The sequence below is a fragment of the Streptomyces sp. NPDC043878 genome (assembly GCF_056435735.1).
The window spans coordinates 26807-47468 of the sequence record NZ_JBWKDW010000003.1 but is presented as its reverse complement, the minus strand read 5'-3'; the positions used below and the strand labels follow the sequence as shown (position 1 = coordinate 47468).

The following is a 20662-nucleotide window of genomic DNA, read 5'->3' as shown; positions in this document are numbered from 1 at the left end:
CTCACCGGCGCCTCACCGGCGCCCTCGCGGCGCCCTCTCAGGCACCGAACGCCTTGCCCTGGCCCTTCACCGGCCGGGCGCCCGCGAGGAGATGGGCCGGCACCAGATCACGGGCCGGCTCGGTGTAGCCGACGGCCACGATCCTGTCACCGTGGTACGTGAAGGTCGTCAGCGAGGCCAGCGTGCACTGCCGCTTGCGCGGATCGTGCCACAGCCGCCGCCCCTCGACCGCGCTGCGCACGATCCAGATCGGCAGCTGGTGACTGACCAGCACCGCCTCGTGCCCGCGCGCCGCGTCCCGGGCGGCGTCCAGCGCCCCCCGCATCCGGGCGACCTGCTCGACGTACGGCTCGCCCCACGACGGCTTGAACGGGTTGACCAGGTGCTTCCAGTTCTCGGGCCGGCGCAGCGCGCCGTCCCCCACACCGAAGGTCTTGCCCTGGAAGACGTTCTCGGCCTCGATCAGCCGCTCGTCCGTCCCGATGTCCAGGCCGTGCGCCTTCGCGATCGGCGCCGCCGTCTCCTGCGCACGCTCCAGCGGGGAGGCCACGACATGCGTGACGTCCCGGGGCGCGAGGTGCTCGGCGACCCGGTCGGCCATCCGCCGCCCGAGGTCGGAGAGGTGGTATCCGGCGAGCCGGCCGTAGAGCACCCCGTCCGGGTTCGCCACCTCACCGTGCCGCATGACGTGGACGACGGTGACCTCGCTCTCGGGGACGCTGTCGCCGTTGTCGATGCCGCTGTTCAGGGTGCTCATGCCGCCGTGGCCTCCGCCGCCGCTCGGGCCGCCGCCGGAAGGGCGTCGGCGATGCGCTGAACGGCCCGCTCGTCGTGGGCCGTGGACACGAACCAGGACTCGAAGGACGAGGGCGGCAGATAGACGCCGTCCGCGAGCAACGAGTGGAAGAAGGCGGTGTAGCGGAACGACTCCTGCTTCTTCGCGTCCTCGTAGTCACGGACCGCGCGGTCCGTGAAGAAGACGGAGAACATGTTGGAGGCGTTCTGCACCCGGTGCGCGACACCCTCCTTGGTGAGAGCCTCACCGACCAGGGACCGGATCTGCGCGGATACCGCGTCGACCGTGTCGTACGCGGCCTGGTCGAGCAGCCGCAGCTGGGCGAGGCCGGCGGCGGTGGCGACCGGGTTCCCGGAGAGGGTGCCCGCCTGGTAGACCGGCCCGACGGGCGCGAGGTGCTCCATGATGTCGGCCCGGCCGCCGAAGGCGGCGGCGGGGAAGCCACCGCCCATCACCTTGCCGAAGGTCATCAGGTCGGGCCTGACCCCGTCGACGCCGTACCAGCCGGCCCGGCTGGTACGGAAGCCGGTCATGACCTCGTCCGAGATGAAGAGCGCGCCGTTCTTGCGGCACGTGTCCTTCAGTCCCTGGTTGAACCCGGGCAGCGGCGGCACGACCCCCATGTTGCCGGGCGAGGCCTCGGTGATCACACACGCGATCTCGCCGGGGTGGCGGTGGAACGCCTCCTGCACGGCCTCCAGGTCGTTGTACGGCAGCACGATGGTGTCGCCGGCCTGGGCACCGGTGACACCCGGCGTGTCCGGCAGGGCGAACGTGGCGACACCCGAGCCGGCCGCGGCGAGCAGCGAGTCGACGTGACCGTGGTAACACCCGGCGAACTTGATCACCTTGGTGCGCCGGGTGAACCCGCGCGCCAGCCGGATCGCCGACATGGTCGCCTCGGTGCCGCTGGACACGAGCCGCACCTGCTCCAGCGGCTCGATGCGGTCGACCATCTCCTCCGCGAGCGCCACCTCGCCCTCACCTGGCGTACCGAAGGACGTGCCTCGCGAGACGGCCTCCTGCACGGCCGCGATCACCTCGGGCCGCGCGTGCCCGAGGATCATGGGCCCCCAGGAACACACCAGGTCGACGTACTCGCGCCCGTCGGCGTCGGTCAGGTACGGGCCGGTGCCGGACACCATGAACCGGGGCGTGCCGCCGACGGCGCGGAAGGCTCGTACCGGGGAGTTCACGCCACCGGGTGTGACGGCCGCCGCACGGTCGAACAGTGTCTGCGACACGGGCGCTTCGTATGAATAAGGCAGTTCGCTCATGACCTGCGACTTCTCCGACTTCTCGGACTCCGGTTGCCAGTGACCTCCTCAGAGTAGGCCAGCGGCGGCGGGCGTCCGGGAGCGGCCGCGGCCCCTCCGCCGACCGGACTCACCGCCCCGGTTCTGCGCTATCTGCGAAACTGGGCCCCGATAGGCGCAGCTCACAGGGACCATGGTGCCGAGGGGCTGCGAAGATCCTGCGGGCAGGTGTTTCAACGCACGTTTCGGCGGGCGGCCGTGGGGGAGGTCACTGACACGATGATCGGGTTGCGCGGCGGGGGCCACGCGTCCTAGAAAAGCAGTCGGGTGGAGATATGCATCGCGGTGGCGGACTGGGCGAGGGGACTGACGACCTGGGTCCTCGACGTGCCAGGCGGGGACGGCACCGGCGCGAGGCTGAGGAAGCCGCCGAGGCCCGACAGGGACACGGCGTACCGAGTGAGTCCGAGCGGCTCGACCGACGGGTCGAACAGCTGAGGGCCGGGAGCAGGAATGGTGGTCGGGTGGGGGTGACGTACAAGTACTTCGGCGCACCTGACGGCGCGACCGCGGCCCGCGTCCCGATCTCGATGCGTCCCGAGGAACTCGGCGGCGACGAGCTCGGCATGAACGGCATGTTCACCAAGATCAAGCCGGAGACGATGGCCGCCATGGTACTCACCGGCATAGAGGGCGTCCCGCTCAACAAGGTCCCGCCCCTGGAACTGGTCGTCCTGCATCCCGACTACGCGGTCGTCAAACTCCCGATGACGGTCGTCGACCCGCTGCGCGGCATCGGCGAGGAAGCGGTCGGCGCGGCCGCCTTCATCTGGTCGACGGTCCCGGACCGCGGCGGCCCCCGGGACGCGTTCAACGTCTACCAACTCCTGCACGAATGGCAGGACTTCAGCCACCGCCTGCATGAGGCCGGCCACCAGCCGTACTGCCTGGTCTGGCCCTGAACCGGCTCCGAGCGGTTCACCGGCGGCGGTGAACACCAGCGCCTTCGCGCGCGTACGAACGGGGGACACGGCTCCCGGGCCGGAGTCGCCCGCGCCTTCCCCTGTCTAGGATCAGTCCGATGACCAGCCCGCAGCAGCGCCCCGCACGATCGCCCGCCGGGCGGTGGCGTGCGCTGCTCGTGCTGGGTCTGCTGGCCGGCCTGCTGGCCATGCACGCGCTGGCCCCCGGCGGCACGGTCCACGAACACGCCGGGTCCCGGAACATGACGGCGGCCGCGCCGGGCTCGACGGCCGCGACCGCCTCGCTCACCTCCGCCGACGGCTGCCACGGTGACGGGGACTGCGGCGGCGGCCACCTCCACCACGCCGACTCCACCTGCCTGTCGGGTGCGGTCGGCGGTGGACCGCTGCTGCCGGCTCTGGTCCCCGACCCGGTCGCCGCGCCCGCTCGCGCCGACGCCCCGCGCTCCTGCGCGGCCACGGCCCCCGACGGCGCCCGCGCGCCTCCCTCACTCGCGGAACTGCAACTCCTGCGGATCTAGACACCCTCCCGCACCCCGCCCCGGTCCGGTGGCGCGGTGCGCCTCGGCACGTCCAGATCCCGTACGACCTTCCACACCAGGAGTTCCAGCATGCGCACCACCCGTACCCTGATCCGCCGCGCGGCCCTCGTCACGGTGTCGGCGACCGCCGCGCTCACCCTCACCGCCTGCGGCGGCGACAGCGGCGACAGCGCCTCCTCCGGTCCCGCCTCCGCCTCCTCCACGGCGGGCGCCGGCACCACCGCCGGAGCGCACAACGCCCAGGACGTGACCTTCGCGCAGGGCATGATCCCCCACCACCGGCAGGCCCTGGCGATGGCCGCCCTGGCCGCCGACCGGGCCTCCTCCGCCCAGGTCAAGGACCTCGCCGCCCGGATCGAGAAGGGCCAGGACCCCGAGATCAGGACGATGAGCGGCTGGCTGACGGCCTGGGGCGAGGACGTGCCGGCGTCCGCCGGCTCGATGCCCGGCATGGACCACTCCGACGGGTCCGGCATGGCCGGGATGATGGACGACAAGGACATGGCCGAGCTGAGGAAGATGTCCGGCACGGACTTCGACACCATGTTCCTGACCATGATGATCAAGCACCACAAGGGTGCCGTCACGATGGCCGGCACCGAGAAGGACAAGGGCGAGTACGGTCCCGCCACGGCCATGGCCGACGACGTCGTCACCGCGCAGACCGCCGAGATCGCCGAGATGAACAAGCTCCTCGGCAGGATCTGACGATCCGGGGGCCGGTGTCCGCACCGGCCCCCGCTGCCGCACGCGCCTTCGCTCCCCGCCTCGGCCTCTGGCTGCCTTCACCCCCTTGCTTCACATACCCCCTGGGGGTATACAGGGAGGGAGACGAGACGGAGGCGGGTCATGGATCACATGGATCACACCCAGCACGCGATGGCTCACACGGACCACGGGGCGGTCACCTGGTCCACGGCGGTCAGGGCGACCCTGCACTGCCTGACCGGGTGTGCCATCGGCGAGATCCTCGGCATGGTCGTCGCCACCGCCCTGGGCTGGGGCAACGTAGCGACCACGGTCCTCGCCATCGCCCTGGCCTTCGTGTTCGGCTACTCGCTGACCCTGTTCGCCGTGCGCCGGGCCGGACTGGACCTCGGGGCCGCGGTCAAGGTGGCGCTGGCCGCCGACAGCGTGTCGATCGCCGTCATGGAACTGGTCGACAACGGCATCGTCGTGCTCACCCCGGGCGCGATGGAGGCCCAGCTGTCCGACGGACTGTTCTGGTCGACCCTGCTGGGCGGTTTCGTGATCGCCTTCCTGATCACCACGCCCGTGAACCGCTGGATGATCGGCCGCGGCAAGGGACACGCCGTCGTGCACGCCTACCACTGAACCTCGCGGCCCGACCGGCCCCGGACGGGCTAGTCCGGCGCGCGGGGGTCACCCGTGCCGCCGAGGCTGAGGGCTGGGTGCCCGCGCGAGATCGGAGACGTCCATGAGTTGCGCTGAGCCGTCGGTCACGACCGGGCCCGAGCCGGGCGGACCGCGCCGGCCCCCCGCTCCCCACGACACCGGCCTACGCCCGTGAGCACCGCGCCGGTACGCATCGCGGTCATCGGCGACTGCCCCGTCTTCCAGCACGGTGTCACCCAGCTGATCGACACCACCCCGGACCTCCGTCTGGTCGTGGCCGCGCGTTCGATCGAGAGCGCGGACGGCGGACTGCGGACGGCGGAGGTCGTGGTGATGGACCTCCAGCTGTCCGCGCCGAAACTCGCCGCGGGCGTCACGAAGCTGCGGGAGCGGGGTCACGCCGTCATCGTCATGTCGTCGTCTCCGCAGATCGACGCCGTGCAGGTGATCCGGGCCGGTGCGAGCGGCTACCTGAGCCGGCAGGCCGAGGGCGACGAACTACTGAGGGCGATCCGCGTCGTGGGCTCGGGCCGCAGTTACGTGTCGGCGCCGGCCAGCTACCTGCTGGACCGGTCCCCGCACTTCACGGACCGCGAGCAGGACGTCCTGAAACTCCTCGCCAACGGCGCCACCGACCACGAGATCGCGCGGGAACTCCGCATCAGCAAGCACACGGTCCATTCACACCTGGACCGCATCGGCGAGAAGACGGGGTCCCGGCGCCGGTCGGATCTCACCCGCCTCGCGGTCGAGCACGGGCTCACCGACAGGGCGTAGACCTGCGGCGATACGGCGTTCGGTGGGTAGTCCTACCCCGCCGGCCGTGGGTAGCGGTTCCCCTTGACCCAAACGCGTCAAACCCGGACGTTGGGTGAAGGAAGTTCACATCACCGCATCTGTCGGACAGCGAAACGGCACTGATCCCGCGGCACGCCGAGCGGTGATGGCCGACGGGGACACCGAGGGACCCACCCGCGTTCCCACCGCAGCCGTTCGCGCCCCGACAAGCTAGGAGAAACCATGCGCAAGCGCGTCACCATGCTCGCCATCGCTGCGGTGCTCCCCCTGACAGGCGCGGCCTCGCTCGCGGCGGTGAGCCAGGCAGCGGCCGACCCAGCCAGCAAGACCGTCGTCGTGAAGGGTTCGGTGGACGACTGCGACAACGGATCCGGTGCTCGTCAGGTGACGATCACGACCAACAAGGAAAGCCGGACCGACAAGGGAACCGACGTCGAGGACTCCGGCGAGTACTCGATCACCCTCAAGAACGTCCCCTCGAAGAGCCAGAAGGCCAAGGTCACTGTGACCTGCGAGGACAAGACCACCTACACGGACTCGTTCACGCTGAAGCGGCCGTCCGGCAAGTCGACGACCCTGCCGGTCGACATCGCACCGTAGGCCCCCGCGCGACCGCCGGCCGGGTCTCGCGGAAGGCGGGACCCGGCCGTCACAAGCCGCCCCCCACCGTGAACCCGATCACCGCCCCGCCCCCCTCCCGCCCCCGGGCGAACGGGGCTCCGCCGTGGGCGAGGGCCACCTCGCGCACGATGGACAGGCCGAGGCCCGAGCCGGGCAGGGAGCGGGCGTCGGCGGCGCGGTAGAAGCGGTCGAAGATGCGGACGAGGTCGCCGTCGGCGACGCCCGCGCCCCGGTCGAGGACCTCGACGCGGACCGGTCCGGCGGCCGGCCGGGAGCTCGCCGGTCCCCTGACGGCGATCTCGATGGGCGCGGTGCCCTCGCGGTCGAACTTCGCCGCGTTCTCCACCAGGTTGGACACCGCCCGCTGGAGCATGGCGGGGCGACCGTCGGTCATGGTGTCGCCGCGCGCGTGCACCAGGATCACCCGCCCGCTACGGCGCCGGGCCACGGACGCCACGTCCTCGGCGATGTCGGCGAGGTCGACCCGCTGCGGCGGTTCGTTGTCGGACTGGCCGGCCGCGAGGTCGACGAGCTCGTTCACCAGGTCGGTCAGTTCGCGGGCCTCCTGGGTGAGGTCGGCGACCAGCTCCTCACGGGTGCCGGGCGGCAGTTCGTCCATCCTCCGCAACAGCGAGATGTTGGTGCGCAGCGAGGTCAGCGGCGTACGCAGCTCGTGCCCCGCGTCCTGCACCAGGCGCCGCTGGTCCTCCTCGGACTGGGCGAGACGGCCGAGCATCCGGTCGAAGGCGCGGCCGAGACGGCCCACCTCGTCGTAGCCGGTGACGGGCACGTCGATGCCGAGGCGGCGGGTGCGGGCGACGTCCTCGGCGGCCGAGGTGAGGATCACCAGGCGCCGCGTGATGCGCCGGGCCAGCCACCAGCCGAACAGGCCCGCCGCGACGACCACCGCGGCCATCAGGATCAGCGTGCGCCGCTGGAGCGCCCGCAGCAGGTCCTCGGTGTCGCTGAACTCCTGGGCGACCTGCACCGCGCCCCGGCCGCCGCCCAGGGAGACGGTCGCGATGCGGTAGACGTCGTCGCCGACGTCGACGTCCTTGTGTTCGGTCATGCGCCCGGCGCCGGACGCGACCGCGTGCGACCGGTCGGCGGCGGTGACCGGCAGCGGCGGGCTGCCGGGATCGACGACCCCGCCGCCGGGCCCGAGCACCTGCACGTCCGTACGGGCCGGCCGCACGATGTCGTGCCCGGGGGCCGCCGAGGAGAAGTCGTCCGGCGCCATCCGGTGCTGTCGGACCTCGTCGCGCAGGTCCTGCACGACCTCGTCGAACACGGACTCCTGGTCGACGCGGACGAGCCGGGCCGCGGCGCTGTAGGACAGGACACCGACGAGGACGGTGACGGCGGCGGTGACGGCCGCGAAGGACACCACGAACGTGGTCCGCAGCGACAGCAGCCGGGGCCGCCTTCTGCCGAGCAGCCGCCTCAGGCGGCCCACTCAGTCCTCCCGCAGCACGTAACCCACACCGCGCACCGTGTGGATCAGCTGCGGGGCGCCCGGCTCGTCGAGCTTGCGGCGCAGGTAGCCGACGTAGACGGCGAGGTTCTTGGAGCCGGGGCCGAAGTCGTAGCCCCAGATGCGGTCGTAGATCGTGGAGTGGTCGAGGACGATGCCCGCGTTGCGCACCAGCAGTTCGAGCAGCTCGAACTCGGTGCGGGTCAGTTCCAGCTCGCGCCCGCCGCGCCAGCCCCGGCGCGCCTGCGGGTCCATCCGCACCCCGGCCGCCTCCAGGTACCGTTCGGGCGCGGGCCTCGGTCCGTCGGCGGAGGCGGCGCTCCCGGCCGGCGCGGCGGCCACCGCTCCGGCGGCCGGGCCGGCGGCCTGGGAGGGCACCGGGCTGGTCCGGCGCAGCAGGGCCCGCAGCCGGGCGAAGACCTCCTCGACGTCGAACGGCTTGACGACGTAGTCGTCGGCGCCCGCGTCGAGGCCCGCGATGCGGTCCGCGGTCTCCACGAGCGCCGTCAGCATGAGGATCGGTGTGCGGTCCCCCTCGGCGCGCAGCACCCGGCAGACCTGGAGACCGTCGATCCCGGGCATCATCACGTCCAGCAGGAGCACGTCCGGCGGGGTGCGGTGCGCCTGTGCCAGTGCCTCGACGCCGTCGGCGACCGCGGTGACCCGGTAGCCCTCCAGCGTCAGGGCCCGCTCCAGGGCGTGACGGATGGCGCGGTCGTCTTCGGCGAGCAGCACAGTTGGGGACACTGCTTCAGTGTGCCAAGCACTCACAGTCGTACGACGTGATGAGCAGCTCACCGGCCGTCCTTCTTACTGGCCTCTCACCCGTGCGGACGCAACCCGGCCGGCGCGCCCACCGCCCTCTCACCCTGCCGCCCCCAGCGCGGCGAGCTGCTGCGCGAAGGGCACGACCTCCAGGTCTCCCGCCGCGGGCCTCCCGGCCGCCTCGGGCCGGTCCGTCCCGGCGGGTGCGCCGGCCAGGCCGGCCATCAGCCTGGTCAGCTCCCCCGCGGCCCGCTCGACGCGGCCCTCCAGTCCCTCCGCGCCCCAGTCCTCCGAGGCGGCGTACACGGCGGTCGGGACGACCACCGCCCGCAGGTGGGAGAAGAGCGGGCGCAGGGCGTGCTCCAGGACCAGCGAGTGCCGGGCGCTGCCGCCGGTCGCGGCGATCAGCACCGGCTTGCCGGTGAGCGCGTCCGGGTCGAGCACGTCGAAGAACGACTTGAACAGTCCGCTGTACGACGCCGAGAACACCGGGGTGACGACGACCAGGCCGTCCGCCGCCGTCACCGCGTCGAGCGCGGCGGACAGGGCCCGTCCGGGGAAGCCGTTGGTGAGGTTGTGGGCGATCTCGACGGCGAGTTCGCGCAGCTCCACCACCTGGACGTCGAGCGGGGCGCCGGCCGGGGCCTGCCGGCCGGCCGCGGCCGCCAGCCGGTCGGCCAGCAGCCGCGTGGACGACGGGACGCTCAGTCCCGCCGAGACGACGACGAGCTTCATACGACGGTCTCCTTGTCCTTCTCGGCGGCCGCGAGCAGGGACGCGTGGGTCGGCGCGTCCGGCACGTCGGCCGGGCGGTTCTTGGCGAACTCCGCGCGCAGCACCGGCACGACCTCCTCGCCGAGCAGGTCGAGCTGCTCCAGCACGGTCTTCAGCGGCAGCCCGGCGTGGTCGACCAGGAACAGCTGGCGCTGGTAGTCACCGGCGTACTCGCGGAAAGCGAGTGTCTTCTCGATGACCTGTTGCGGGGAGCCGACGGTCAGCGGGGTCTGGTCGGTGAAGTCCTCCAGGGACGGGCCGTGCCCGTACACGGGGGCGTTGTCGAAGTACGGCCGGAACTCGCGCACCGCGTCCTGCGAGTTGTGCCGCATGAAGATCTGTCCGCCGAGCCCCACGATGGCCTGCTCGGGCGTGCCGTGCCCGTAGTGCGCGTACCGGGCCCGGTACAGCTCGACCATCCGCTTGGTGTGGTCGGCCGGCCAGAAGATGTTGTTGTGGAAGAAGCCGTCACCGTAGTACGCGGCCTGCTCCGCTATCTCGGGCGAGCGGATCGAGCCGTGCCAGACGAACGGCGGTACGCCGTCCAGCGGGCGGGGCGTGGACGTGAAGCCCTGGAGCGCCGAGCGGAACTTCCCGTCCCAGTTCACGACGTCCTCGCGCCACAGCCGGCGCAGCAGGGCGTAGTTCTCGATGGCGAGGTTGATGCCCTCACGGATGTCCTGCCCGAACCAGGGGTAGACCGGGCCGGTGTTGCCGCGGCCCATCATCAGGTCCACCCGCCCGTCGGCCAGGTGCTGGAGCATCGCGAAGTCCTCGGCGATCTTCACCGGGTCGTTCGTGGTGATGAGCGTGGTGGAGGTGGAGAGGATCAGCTTCTCGGTCCGCGCCGCGATGTGGCCGAGCATCGTGGTCGGGGACGACGGCACGAACGGGGGGTTGTGGTGCTCGCCGGTCGCGAAGACGTCGAGACCGACCTCCTCGGCCTTCAGCGCGATGGCGACCATGGCCTTGATGCGCTCGCGCTCGGTCGGCGTACGGCCCGTGGTGGGGTCGGCCGTGACGTCACCGACGCTGAAGATCCCGAACTGCATGATCGCTCACCCTCCAAGTTGTTTACGATTCAACTATACCCCTCCAACGGGGCCCCGCACCCCGGTATTCCCGCCCCCGGTGCCCAGGCGTTCTCGCACCGGGAGCGCATCCCCCGGGATGCGGACACCGGGCGCTCCCCGGCAGGCCACGCGCGTGAAAGGCTGGCCCGCATGCTCGTCCTGCGCTCCGCCGCCCTCTTCGTCGTCGCCGCGCTGTTCGAGATCGGCGGTGCCTGGCTGGTCTGGCAGGGCGTGCGCGAGCAACGCGGGTGGCTCTGGGCCGCCGGCGGTGTCCTGGCCCTCGGGGCGTACGGCTTCGTCGCCACGTTCCAGGCGGACGCCCACTTCGGCCGCGTCCTCGCCGCGTACGGCGGGATCTTCGTGGCCGGTTCGATCCTGTGGGGCACGGTGGCGGACGGCTACCGCCCCGACCGCTGGGACATCGCGGGCGCGCTGATCTGCCTCGCCGGCATGGCGGTGATCATGTACGCGCCGCGCGACACCTGAGGGGACCCGCCCCGGCCGCAGACCGGGCGCCGGACCGGAAGCCGCCCGGACCGCCTGCCCGCCTATCCTGGCCGGACAAGGTTCTGATCACCTCCGAGGAGCAGCCCATGGCCCCCGCCGCCCCGTCCGCCGCCTCCCGCATCGCGATAGTCACCGGTGCGAGCGGTGGCATCGGCGCCGCCACGGCCCGACAGCTCGCCGCGGCCGGCTACCGCGTCGTCCTCACCGCCCGCCGCAAGGACCGGATCGATGCGCTGGCCAAGGAGATCAACGCGGCGGGCCACCAGGCGACCGCGTACCCCCTCGACGTCACCGACCGGGCCGCGGTCGACGAGTTCGCCACCGCCTTCCGGACGGTCGGCGTGCTGGTGAACAACGCGGGCGGCGCCCTCGGTGCCGACCCCGTCGCGTCCGGCGACCCGGCCGACTGGCGCCAGATGTACGAGACGAACGTCATCGGCACCCTCAACCTCACGCAGGCCCTGCTCCCCGCCCTCACGGCGAGCGGCGACGGCACGGTCGTGGTCGTGTCCTCCACGGCCGGGCACGGCACGTACGAGGGCGGCGCCGGCTACGTCGCCGCCAAGCACGGCGCGCACGTCCTGGCCGAGACGCTCCGCCTGGAGATCGTCGGCACCCCGGTCCGCGTCATCGAGATCGCCCCCGGCATGGTCAGGACGGACGAGTTCGCCCTCACCCGCTTCGGCGGCGACCGGGAGAAGGCGGCGAAGGTCTACCAGGGCGTGGCCGAGCCGCTGACCGCCGACGACGTGGCCGACACGATCACCTGGGCGGTGACCCGCCCCAGCCACGTCAACATCGACCTCCTGGTGGTGCGCCCCCGCGCGCAGGCGTCCAACTCGAAGGTGCACCGGGAGCTGTGACGCCGGACGACAGGTGGGAACAGCGGCGCCTGGCCGAGGAGTCGAGGAACGAACGTAAAATGTGGTGGTTCCTCGGCTACTTCCTGTTCGGCATCCACGTCGTGGCCTTCGTCATGATCTACGCGGTGCGCCACGCCCCGAAGTGACCCGGGGCGTGGCGCACCCGCGCCTCAGCCCTTCACGCAGACGACCTGCTTCAGCTTCGCCACGACCTCCACGAGGTCGCGCTGCTGCTCGATGACCTGCTCGATCGGCTTGTAGGCGCCGGGAATCTCGTCCACGACGCCGGAGTCCTTGCGGCACTCCACACCTCGCGTCTGGTCCTCCAGGTCCTTCGCCGTGAAGCGGCGCTTCGCCGCGCTGCGGCTCATGCGCCGACCCGCGCCGTGCGACGCCGAGTTGAAGGACTTCGCGTTGCCGAGTCCCTTCACGATGTACGAACCGGTGCCCATGGAGCCGGGGATGATGCCGTACTCGCCGGAGCCGGCCCGGATCGCGCCCTTGCGGGTCACGAGCAGGTCCATCCCGTCGTAGCGCTCCTCGGCGACGTAGTTGTGGTGCGCGCTGATCTCCGGCTCGAAGAGCGGCTTCGCCTTCCTGAACTCCTTGTGGACCACGTCCTTCAGCAGCGCCATCATCAGCGAGCGGTTGTGCTTGGCGTACTCCTGCGCCCAGAAGAGGTCGTTGCGGTACGCCGCCATCTGCGGGGTGTCCGCCACGAACACGGCGAGGTCGCGGTCGACCAGGCCCTGGTTGTGCGGGAGGTTCCGGGCGATGCCGATGTGGTGCTCGGCCAGTTCCTTGCCGATGTTCCGGGAACCGGAGTGGAGCATCAGCCAGACAGCACCGGTCGTATCGGTGCACACCTCGACAAAGTGGTTGCCGGATCCAAGCGTTCCCATCTGCTTCGTGGCGCGTTCCAGGCGGAACTTGACCGCTTCGGCCACCCCGTCGAACCGCCCCCAGAAGTCGTCCCAGCCGGACGTGGCCAGCCCGTGGAAACGCCCGGGTTCCACGGCGCTGTCGTGCATCCCCCGTCCCACCGGGATCGCCTGCTCGATCTTCGACCGCAGCCGGGAGAGGTCGCCGGGCAGGTCGTTCGCCGTGAGGGACGTCTTCACCGCCGACATCCCGCAGCCGATGTCCACGCCCACCGCCGCCGGACACACGGCCCCGCGCATGGCGATGACCGAGCCGACGGTCGCCCCCTTGCCGTAGTGGACGTCCGGCATCACGGCCAGACCCTCGATCCACGGCAGGGTCGCCACGTTCCGCAGCTGCTGGAGCGCGCCCTCCTCGACCGTCGCCGGGTCGGCCCACATACGGATCGGGACCTTCGCGCCCGGCAACTCCACGTACGACATGTCGCCCTCATTCCCCCGGAAAACAAACAGAAGTCCTAAATCGCAAAACCGGCGCCAAGGGTCGACGAATGGGACGGCGGACCGGCGTTCACGGCAGTGCGTGCGATACACATTGTCTCCAGTTGGCGCCCCCGTGCGGCAAGCGAATAACCGGCGGGGACACTGTGATCACCACTGTTTCCCCCGGCGTTCCGCCCGGGGGCGGACCCCGTCGAGAGGAGCCCGACCGTGCAGCGGAAGGCCTACGTACCCGGCGTCGCCGCACTCCTCGCGGCACTGCTGGCCGGCTGCACGGGCAGCTCCGGCGGCGGCGACACGACGGACGACGCGAACCCGGGCCAGGCCGGCGCGGCGTCCGCGGTGGCCCAGCCGGGCAGGTACCGGGACCTTCCGGAGCCGTGCGGGGCGCTGAGCCACGACACCCTCGACTCGCTGCTGCCGGGCATCAGGCAGCTTCCCGACGAGCAGCAGCAGGAGGCGGCGTACGCGGGCGAGGCGACCCTGACGTACGACACCGACCGCAAGGTGGGCTGCCGCTGGAAGGTGGAGTCGACGGACGCCACCGACCACCTGCTGGTCGACTTCGAGCGGGTGGTGTCGTACGACAACTCCGTGAGCGACGACAGCGAGGCACAGACCCTCTTCGCGACGAGGCAGACGGCCGCGGACCTGCCGGAGCCGACCGCCTCCCTGTCCGGCGACGCGAGCTCCGACGACGCCGGCTCCAGCGGCGCGAGCCCCTCCGACACCGGCTCCCCCGCCGCGAGTTCGACCGGTGCGGGTTCCTCCGTCGCCCCCACCGGCTCCCCGTCCGGACCGGCCACCACACCCTCCGCGACCCCCTCCGCCTCCGCCTCCGCCACGTCCTCCGCCGACCTCCAGCCCCGCGTCCTCACCGACCTCGGTGACGAGGCTTTCCTGAACGACGTGTTGAGCGGTTCGGGTTCGACGGCCCAGCAGCGCACCGTGACTGTGGCGTTCCGCACGTCGAACGTCATCGTGACGATCGAGTACGAGGAGCAGCCGGCCTCCGTCGGCGTGGTCCCGGACAGCGCGGAACTGCAGGACAGGGCCCGGAAACTGGCCGCCCGGCTGGCCAACTCGCTCGCCGGTTAGCGCCCCTTCACGACTCCCGCGGGCCGGGGCGCACAGGGGACGAAGAACGACCGCACAGCCCGCTCACCGCGTACCGTGGCCCCTCGGACCCGATCCGACGGCAGGAACCACGAGCGTCATGAGTGAAGGAACCATGCAGCGACCAGCACAGCGAGACCTGGGGGCACCTCCCGCGCCGGTGAGGCAGGGGGGGAACGTCGAGCGAGCCGGGCGGCGGGGCCGCGTCCTTGTCTGCCTGGCCGCCGTCCCCGTGATGCTGCTGGCCGCCGGCTGCTCCTCGGACTCCGGCTCGACGGAGGACGCCGCGAGCAAGAGCACGGCGGCCAGCGGTGGCGGGACGTCCCCCTCCGCGAGCCCGTCGCCGACGGTGCAGGCGGCGGCGTACCGGAATCTCCCGGACTCCTGCGGGGTGCTGTCGAAGAAGACACTGGGCGAACTGGTACCGGAAGGTGCCAAGTCCGGCAAGAAGGGCACGTCGGACGACGCGGCCTCGCGCGGGAGCTGCTCGTGGAGCAGCCTGGACAACAACGGTGTGAAGGGTTCGCAGTTCCGCTGGCTGAACGTGTCGCTGCTGCGCTTCGACTCGGACACCACGCGCGGCTCCGGCGACAAGCAGGCGCAGGCGTACTACGCGAAGCAGATCCAGGACGCGCAGTCGGTGGACGGCGCGAAGAACGCCGCGGCGCAGCCGGTCGCCGGCACGGGTGACCAGGCGACGCTGGTGCGGTACGACCTGAAGAAGAAGGAAGGCGCCTTCAAGCAGCAGACGCTCGTGGCGCGCGTCGAGAACGTCGTCGTCACCGTCGACTACAACGGCGCCGGCCTGGCGGGCGAGAAGACGCCGAGCACCGCCACCCTGACGAAGGCGGCGGAGAAGGCCGCGAAGGAGGCCGTGGCCGCGGTGGCGTCGGCGAACGGCGACGGCACGGGCACGGGAGCCGGCTCGGACGCGGGCACGGCGAGCTCCGCCCCGTCGGCGTCGGCGTCGAAGTCGCCGGCCTCGAAGTCCTCCGCCTCCCCGTCGAAGTCGGCGTCGAAGGCCGCCGGCGCGTCCCCGTCCAGCTCAGCGTCGAAAAAGGGCTGACTGTCACACCGGGGCGGTAACACACAGCTCAGGGAAGGCATTTGCGGCGGCCCGGCCCCCTCGGGGACCGGGCTGCCGGCGTACCGGCGACGCGCCCCCCGTACACATGTGCCACCCTGATGCGCGCAACAACACGCAAGGGGAGGGGAGTACGGGTGAGCGCGCCAATGCAGCTGACTCGGATGCACCGCATTCTCATCGGCGTGGTCGTGGCCGGCGCGGTCGTCATCGCCGGCATCGGCTTCGCGGGTTCGTACGCGGCGGTCCGCGAGCTGGCCCTGAAGAAGGGCTTCGGGAACTTCTCGTACGTCTTCCCGATCGGCATCGACGCGGGCATCTGCGTGCTGCTGGCCCTGGACCTGCTGCTGACCTGGATCCGGATCCCCTTCCCGCTGCTGCGCCAGACGGCGTGGCTGCTGACGGCGGCGACGATCGCGTTCAACGGCGCCGCGGCCTGGCCCGACCCGCTGGGCGTGGGCATGCACGCGGTGATCCCGATCCTGTTCGTGGTCTCCGTCGAGGCGGCCCGGCACGCGATCGGCCGGATCGCCGACATCACCGCCGACAAGCACATGGAGGGCGTCCGCCTCACCCGCTGGCTCCTCTCCCCGCTGCCGACCTTCCTGCTGTGGCGCCGGATGAAGCTGTGGGAGCTGCGCTCCTACGAACAGGTCATCAAGCTGGAGCAGGAACGTCTCGTCTACCAGGCCCGGCTCCGCTCCCGCTTCGGCCGGGCCTGGCGGCGCAAGGCCCCGGTGGAGTCCCTGATGCCGCTGCGCCTGGCCCGCTACGGCGTCCCCCTGGCGGAGACCTCGCCCTCCGGGCTGGCGGCGGCGGGCATCGAGCCGGCGCTGCTGCCCCCGGCGCCGCGGCCGGAGGTCACGGTGGGCGGCCGGCCCGAGGAGGCCGCGCCCGCCGCGCAGCGCCCGGCGGCGCCCGGTGAGCAGCGCCTCGAACTCGCCGGCATGCCGGGCGCCGAGCGTGCGGACTCCGCGCCGCGGCAGCCCGCGCGGGAACCCGAGCCGGAGCAGAGCCCCTGGTTCAACACCCCGCCCCCGCAGGAGACGGTCTACGAGGGCGGCTACGACCCGACGTACGACCCGGAGCAGGACGCGCAGTGGTACGAGGAGCAGCAGCGGGCCGAGCAGTACGGCCCGTACGAGCAGTACGAGCAGTACGAGCGGTACCGGGAGCCGGCCGCCGAGGCCGAGCCGGTGCGGGAGTCCCCCTCGGAGGAGACCGGCACCTTCCCCATCCCGTCGGGCCCCAACCGGACCCGTCAGCTCGGTGAGGGCGGCGGCACCCCGCCCGTCGAGCCGGACGAGGAGTCGTACTACCAGGTGTTCCGTCAGTCGATAGACGGCAGCTATCCCACGCCCCGCGTCCTCGGCGACAACATCGAGGCGACCTACGGGACGGCGCTGAGCCCCAGCGCGCTGAAGAACCTCGCCGAGCGCTTCCAGCAGCGTCACACGGCGGAGATGGAAGAGGACCACATCGCCTGAGCGGACAACGGGCCACGCATGACGAGAGGCCCTCGTACGGAACCGTCACGGAACCGTACGAGGGCCTCTCGCGTGCCCGGGCCGGGAGTGACCCGGCCCGGGGTCACTCCCCGAGCAGGGTCCGCACCCGCTCCTGCCCCACCGCGAGCAGCAGCGTGGGCAGCCGGGGACCGGTGTCACGGCCCACCAGCAGGTGGTAGAGCAGCGCGAAGAACGTCCGCTGGGCCGTCTTGATCTCCGGCGGCAGCTCCTTCGGCGTGGCGTCGGCGGAGAAGCCGGCCTGGACCTTGGGCACGCCGTAGACGAGGTGGCTGAGCCCGTCGAGCGACCAGTGGTCGGCCAGTCCGTCGAGCAGCAGGCGCAGCGACTGCCGGGACGGCTCGTCGAGCGACTTCAGCAGCTCCGCGTCGGGTTCGGCGCGGACGATGGTGCGCTGGTCGGCGGGGACGTGGGTGTTGATCCACGCCTCGGCCCGGTCGTAGCGCGGCCGGGCCTCGTCGAGGGAGCCGAGCGGGTGCTGCGGGTCGAGGTCGCTGAGGATGCGCAGCGCCTGGTCCTGGTGCCCGGCGGTGATGTCGGCGACGGACGCCAGGGTGCGGTACGGCAGCGGCCGCGGTGTGCGCGGCAGCTCACCGCCGGCGGTGCCGACCGCGCGGGAGTGCGCGGCGACGTCGGCCGGGAGCGCGGAGCCGTCGGCGACCTTCGCCTCCAGCTTGTCCCACTCGTCGTACAGTCGCTGGATCTCCTGGTCGAAGGCGATCTTGAACGACTGGTTGGGCCGGCGCCGGGCGTACAGCCAGCGCAGGAGCTGCGGCTCCATGATCTTCAGCGCGTCGGCGGCGGTCGGCACCCCGCCCTTGGACGAGGACATCTTGGCCATGCCGCTGATGCCCACGAACGCGTACATGGGGCCGATGGGCTGCTTGCCGCCGAAGATCCCGACGATCTGCCCGCCGACCTGGAAGCTGGAGCCCGGGGAGGAGTGGTCGACGCCGCTCGGCTCGAACACCACGCCCTCGTAGGCCCAGCGCATCGGCCAGTCGACCTTCCACACCAGCTTGCCGCGGTTGAACTCGTTCAGCCGGACGGTCTCGGAGAAGCCGCAGGCCGTGCAGGCGTACGTCAGCTCGGTGGTGTCGTCGTCGTAGGCGGTGACGGTGGTGAGGTCCTTCTCGCAGTTGCCGCAGTAGGGCTTGTACGGGAAGTAGCCGGCGGAGCCGGAGCTGCCGTCGTCCTCGCCGGCCGCGCCGGAGCCCTCGGCGGCCTCCAGCTCGGCCTCGTCGGCCGGCTTCTGCTGCTTCTTCGCCGGGGCCTTCCTCGTGCGGTACTGGTCGAGGATCGCGTCGATCTCGCCCCGGTGGCGGACGGCGTGCAGGATCTGCTCGCGGTAGACCCCGGAGGTGTACTGCGCGGTCTGGCTGATGCCGTCGAACTCGACGCCCAGCTCGGCCAGCGACTCGACCATCGCGGCCTTGAAGTGCTCGGCCCAGTTGGGATGCGGCGACCCCGCGGGGGCGGGCACCGAGGTCAGCGGCTTGCCGATGTGCTCGGCCCACGAGCCGTCGATCCCCGCGACACCGGCCGGCACCTTGCGGTAGCGGTCGTAGTCGTCCCAGGAGATCAGGTGGCGGACCTGGTGGCCGCGGCGCCTGATCTCGTCGGCGACGAGGTGCGGGGTCATGACCTCGCGGAGGTTGCCCAGGTGGATCGGGCCGGACGGCGAGAGGCCGGACGCGACGACGATCACCGGTGCGGCGGCACCAGGGTGTTTCGCGCCCGGGGCCCGACGCTCCGACTCCTCGATGACCTCGTCCGCGAAACGGGAGACCCAGTCGGTGGTCTCGGTGCTCTGAGCCACGATCGGCACGTCCTTCTTTCTCATACGCCAGTACGGCTGACCGCACCATTCTCCCAGCTCGGACCGGAAGAGCGAAAACGGCTTTTCACCGCATGGGATACTGGGTTTCCTGTACTCAGAAACTCCCGGAACCCGAGCAGAACGGCACCCATTCCATGGCCTCGGTCACGTCCCTCAGCGACTCCGTCCAGCAGCGCCTCGCGGCGGCTCTCTCGGCAGCCCTGCCGGAGGCCGGCTCCGCCGACCCGCTGCTGCGACGTAGCGACCGGGCCGACTTCCAGGCCAACGGCATCCTCGCGCTCGCCAAGAAGGCGAAGGCCAACCCGCGCGAGCTCGCGGCCCAGGTGGTCTCCCGGGTCGAGTCGGGTGACGTGATCCGGGAGATCGAGGTGTCCGGCCCCGGCTTCCTGAACATCACACTCAGCGACAAGGCGATCGTCGAGAACCTCGCCGCGCGCTACGCGGACCCGGCCCGCCTCGGCGTGCCCCTCGCGGAGCACCCGGGCACCACGGTCATCGACTACGCCCAGCCGAACGTGGCGAAGGAGATGCACGTCGGCCACCTGCGCTCCGCGGTGATCGGCGACGCGGTGGTCCAGCTGCTGGAGTTCACCGGCGAGAGCGTGGTGCGGCGCCATCACATCGGCGACTGGGGCACCCAGTTCGGCATGCTCATCCAGTTCCTCGACGAGCACCCGCACGAGCTGGACCACAAGGACACCCGGGTCTCCGGCGAGGAGGCGATGTCGAACCTCGACCGCCTCTACAAGTCGGCGCGCAAACTCTTCGACTCCGACGAGGAGTTCAAGACGCGGGCCCGCCGCCGGGTGGTCGACCTCCAGGCCGGTGACCCGCACACGCTCGCCGTCTGGCAGAAGTTCGTCGACGAGTCGAAGATCTACTTCTTCTCCGTCTTCGAGAAGCTCGACATGGAGATCCGGGACGCGGACATCGTCGGCGAGTCCGGCTACAACGACATGCTCGCGGAGACCTGCCGGCTGCTGGAGGAGTCGGGCGTCGCGGTCCGCTCCGAGGGCGCCCTCTGCGTCTTCTTCGACGACGTCAAGGGCCCGGACGGCAATCCGGTCCCGCTGATCGTGCAGAAGTCGGACGGCGGCTACGGCTACGCGGCCACCGACCTGTCGGCGATCCGGGACCGCGTCTTCAACCTGAAGGCGAACACGCTGGTCTACGTCGTCGACGCGCGCCAGTCGCTGCACTTCAAGATGGTCTTCGAGACCGCGCGCCGGGCCGGCTGGCTGGGCGAGGACGTCAAGGCCCACCAGCTCGCCTTCGGCACGGTCCTCGGCAAGGACGGCAAGCCGTTCAAGACCCGTGAGGGCGAGACGGTCAAGCTGGTCGACCTCCTCGACGAGGCGGTGGAGCGGGCGACCGCCGTCGTCCGGGAGAAGGACGTCCAGCGGCAGCTGTCCGACGAGGAGACCGCCGAGCGCGGCACGCAGGTGGGCGTCGGCGCGGTGAAGTACGCGGACCTGTCGACGTCGGCGAACCGCGACTACAAGTTCGACCTGGACCAGATGGTCTCGCTGAACGGCGACACCAGCGTGTACCTCCAGTACGCGTACGCCCGTATCCAGTCGATCCTGCGCAAGGCCGGGGAGGTACGCCCCGCCGCCCGCCCGGAGCTCGAACTCGCCGAGGCGGAGCGCGCGCTGGGCCTGCACGCGGACGCCTTCGCGGAGACCGTCGCGGACGCGGCCGCGGAGTACGCACCGCACAAACTGACCGCGTACCTCTACCAGTTGGCCTCGCTGTTCACCACGTTCTACGACAAGTGCCCGGTGCTGAAGGCCGAGACGCCCGAGCAGGTGCAGAACCGCCTGTTCCTGTCCGACGTGACGGCCCGCACGCTGCACCGGGGCATGGCGCTGCTGGGCATCCGGACGCCCGAGCGGCTCTGAGAGGC

The 20662-nt window shown here is 71.4% G+C and carries 21 protein-coding genes; 13 read left to right on the top strand and 8 right to left on the bottom strand.

Translation table 11 applies throughout. From position 1 onward, the window contains the following. Positions 1-37 precede the first annotated feature (37 nt). Both AC07AZ_RS05955 and hemL read right to left on the bottom strand, forming a co-directional pair. A complete protein-coding gene (locus AC07AZ_RS05955; protein ID WP_478844267.1) occupies positions 38-757 on the bottom strand; it encodes a histidine phosphatase family protein in 720 nt (239 codons plus the stop codon). Then, the gene (gene hemL / locus AC07AZ_RS05950) at positions 754-2073 is read right to left on the bottom strand and encodes a glutamate-1-semialdehyde 2,1-aminomutase (RefSeq protein WP_478844265.1); all 1320 of its coding nucleotides are present in this window, start codon (positions 2071-2073) and stop codon (positions 754-756) included. The genes AC07AZ_RS05955 and hemL overlap by 4 nt, the downstream gene beginning before the upstream one ends. 314 nt (positions 2074-2387) lie before the next feature. Between hemL and AC07AZ_RS05945 the strand changes: the two genes are divergently transcribed. From AC07AZ_RS05945 to AC07AZ_RS05920, 6 genes are all read left to right on the top strand, one after another. Further along, on the top strand, positions 2388-3014 hold the full coding sequence (locus AC07AZ_RS05945; RefSeq protein ID WP_478844263.1) for a hypothetical protein: 627 nt from the start codon (positions 2388-2390) through the stop codon (positions 3012-3014). Between the two features lie 119 nt (positions 3015-3133). Continuing rightward, on the top strand, positions 3134-3556 hold the full coding sequence (locus tag AC07AZ_RS05940; RefSeq protein ID WP_478844261.1) for a DUF6153 family protein: 423 nt from the start codon (positions 3134-3136) through the stop codon (positions 3554-3556). Between the two features lie 90 nt (positions 3557-3646). Further along, positions 3647-4285 carry a DUF305 domain-containing protein gene (locus AC07AZ_RS05935; protein ID WP_478844259.1) on the top strand — a complete coding sequence of 213 codons (639 nt, stop codon included), beginning with the start codon at positions 3647-3649 and terminating at the stop codon, positions 4283-4285. Between the two features lie 150 nt (positions 4286-4435). Continuing rightward, complete coding sequence (locus AC07AZ_RS05930; RefSeq protein ID WP_478844834.1) at positions 4436-4912, top strand: DUF4396 domain-containing protein; 477 nt, start codon at positions 4436-4438, stop codon at positions 4910-4912. A gap of 192 nt (positions 4913-5104) precedes the next feature. Next, on the top strand, positions 5105-5710 hold the full coding sequence (locus tag AC07AZ_RS05925) for a LuxR C-terminal-related transcriptional regulator (RefSeq protein WP_478844257.1): 606 nt from the start codon (positions 5105-5107) through the stop codon (positions 5708-5710). Between the two features lie 243 nt (positions 5711-5953). Beyond that, the gene (locus tag AC07AZ_RS05920) at positions 5954-6331 is read left to right on the top strand and encodes a hypothetical protein (protein ID WP_478844255.1); all 378 of its coding nucleotides are present in this window, start codon (positions 5954-5956) and stop codon (positions 6329-6331) included. Positions 6332-6380: 49 nt separating this feature from the next. Here the strand turns inward: AC07AZ_RS05920 and AC07AZ_RS05915 are convergent, their stop codons facing one another. From AC07AZ_RS05915 to AC07AZ_RS05900, 4 genes are all read right to left on the bottom strand, one after another. Beyond that, positions 6381-7808, bottom strand: coding sequence for a HAMP domain-containing sensor histidine kinase (locus AC07AZ_RS05915; RefSeq protein WP_478844253.1), 1428 nt, complete (start codon positions 7806-7808; stop codon positions 6381-6383). Then, positions 7809-8573 carry a response regulator transcription factor gene (locus tag AC07AZ_RS05910; RefSeq protein ID WP_478844251.1) on the bottom strand — a complete coding sequence of 255 codons (765 nt, stop codon included), beginning with the start codon at positions 8571-8573 and terminating at the stop codon, positions 7809-7811. A 117-nt stretch (positions 8574-8690) separates the two neighbouring features. Further along, positions 8691-9326: a CE1759 family FMN reductase gene (locus tag AC07AZ_RS05905; RefSeq protein ID WP_478844249.1), complete on the bottom strand. Its 636-nt coding sequence runs from the start codon at positions 9324-9326 to the stop codon at positions 8691-8693. Beyond that, positions 9323-10417 carry an LLM class flavin-dependent oxidoreductase gene (locus AC07AZ_RS05900; RefSeq protein ID WP_478844247.1) on the bottom strand — a complete coding sequence of 365 codons (1095 nt, stop codon included), beginning with the start codon at positions 10415-10417 and terminating at the stop codon, positions 9323-9325. The genes AC07AZ_RS05905 and AC07AZ_RS05900 overlap by 4 nt, the downstream gene beginning before the upstream one ends. 171 nt (positions 10418-10588) lie before the next feature. Between AC07AZ_RS05900 and AC07AZ_RS05895 the strand changes: the two genes are divergently transcribed. From AC07AZ_RS05895 to AC07AZ_RS05885, 3 genes are all read left to right on the top strand, one after another. Next, on the top strand, positions 10589-10924 hold the full coding sequence (locus tag AC07AZ_RS05895) for a YnfA family protein (protein ID WP_478844245.1): 336 nt from the start codon (positions 10589-10591) through the stop codon (positions 10922-10924). Positions 10925-11031: 107 nt separating this feature from the next. After that, positions 11032-11808, top strand: a complete 777-nt coding sequence (locus AC07AZ_RS05890) for an SDR family NAD(P)-dependent oxidoreductase (RefSeq protein WP_478844243.1) — start codon at positions 11032-11034, stop codon at positions 11806-11808. Further along, complete coding sequence (locus AC07AZ_RS05885; RefSeq protein ID WP_478844832.1) at positions 11712-11954, top strand: hypothetical protein; 243 nt, start codon at positions 11712-11714, stop codon at positions 11952-11954. Before AC07AZ_RS05890 ends, AC07AZ_RS05885 begins: the two co-directional genes overlap by 97 nt. A 24-nt stretch (positions 11955-11978) precedes the next feature. Here the strand turns inward: AC07AZ_RS05885 and AC07AZ_RS05880 are convergent, their stop codons facing one another. Further along, positions 11979-13172, bottom strand: coding sequence for an RtcB family protein (locus tag AC07AZ_RS05880; protein WP_478844241.1), 1194 nt, complete (start codon positions 13170-13172; stop codon positions 11979-11981). Positions 13173-13400: 228 nt separating this feature from the next. Between AC07AZ_RS05880 and AC07AZ_RS05875 the strand changes: the two genes are divergently transcribed. The 3 genes from AC07AZ_RS05875 (at position 13401) to AC07AZ_RS05865 (ending at position 16877) form a co-directional block, all read left to right on the top strand. After that, a complete protein-coding gene (locus AC07AZ_RS05875; RefSeq protein WP_478844239.1) occupies positions 13401-14288 on the top strand; it encodes a DUF3558 domain-containing protein in 888 nt (295 codons plus the stop codon). A 133-nt stretch (positions 14289-14421) separates the two neighbouring features. After that, the gene (locus AC07AZ_RS05870; RefSeq protein WP_478844237.1) at positions 14422-15372 is read left to right on the top strand and encodes a DUF3558 family protein; all 951 of its coding nucleotides are present in this window, start codon (positions 14422-14424) and stop codon (positions 15370-15372) included. Positions 15373-15554: 182 nt separating this feature from the next. Beyond that, on the top strand, positions 15555-16877 hold the full coding sequence (locus tag AC07AZ_RS05865; RefSeq protein WP_478844830.1) for a DUF2637 domain-containing protein: 1323 nt from the start codon (positions 15555-15557) through the stop codon (positions 16875-16877). A gap of 103 nt (positions 16878-16980) precedes the next feature. Here AC07AZ_RS05865 and lysS read toward each other — a convergent pair whose 3' ends face one another. After that, on the bottom strand, positions 16981-18744 hold the full coding sequence (gene lysS, locus AC07AZ_RS05860; RefSeq protein ID WP_478844235.1) for a lysine--tRNA ligase: 1764 nt from the start codon (positions 18742-18744) through the stop codon (positions 16981-16983). 146 nt (positions 18745-18890) lie between these two features. On the opposite strand from lysS, the gene argS reads away from it, so the two are divergent. Beyond that, entirely contained in the window at positions 18891-20657 is a 1767-nt protein-coding gene (argS, locus tag AC07AZ_RS05855) for an arginine--tRNA ligase (RefSeq protein ID WP_478844828.1), read from the top strand. Positions 20658-20662 lie beyond the last annotated feature (5 nt).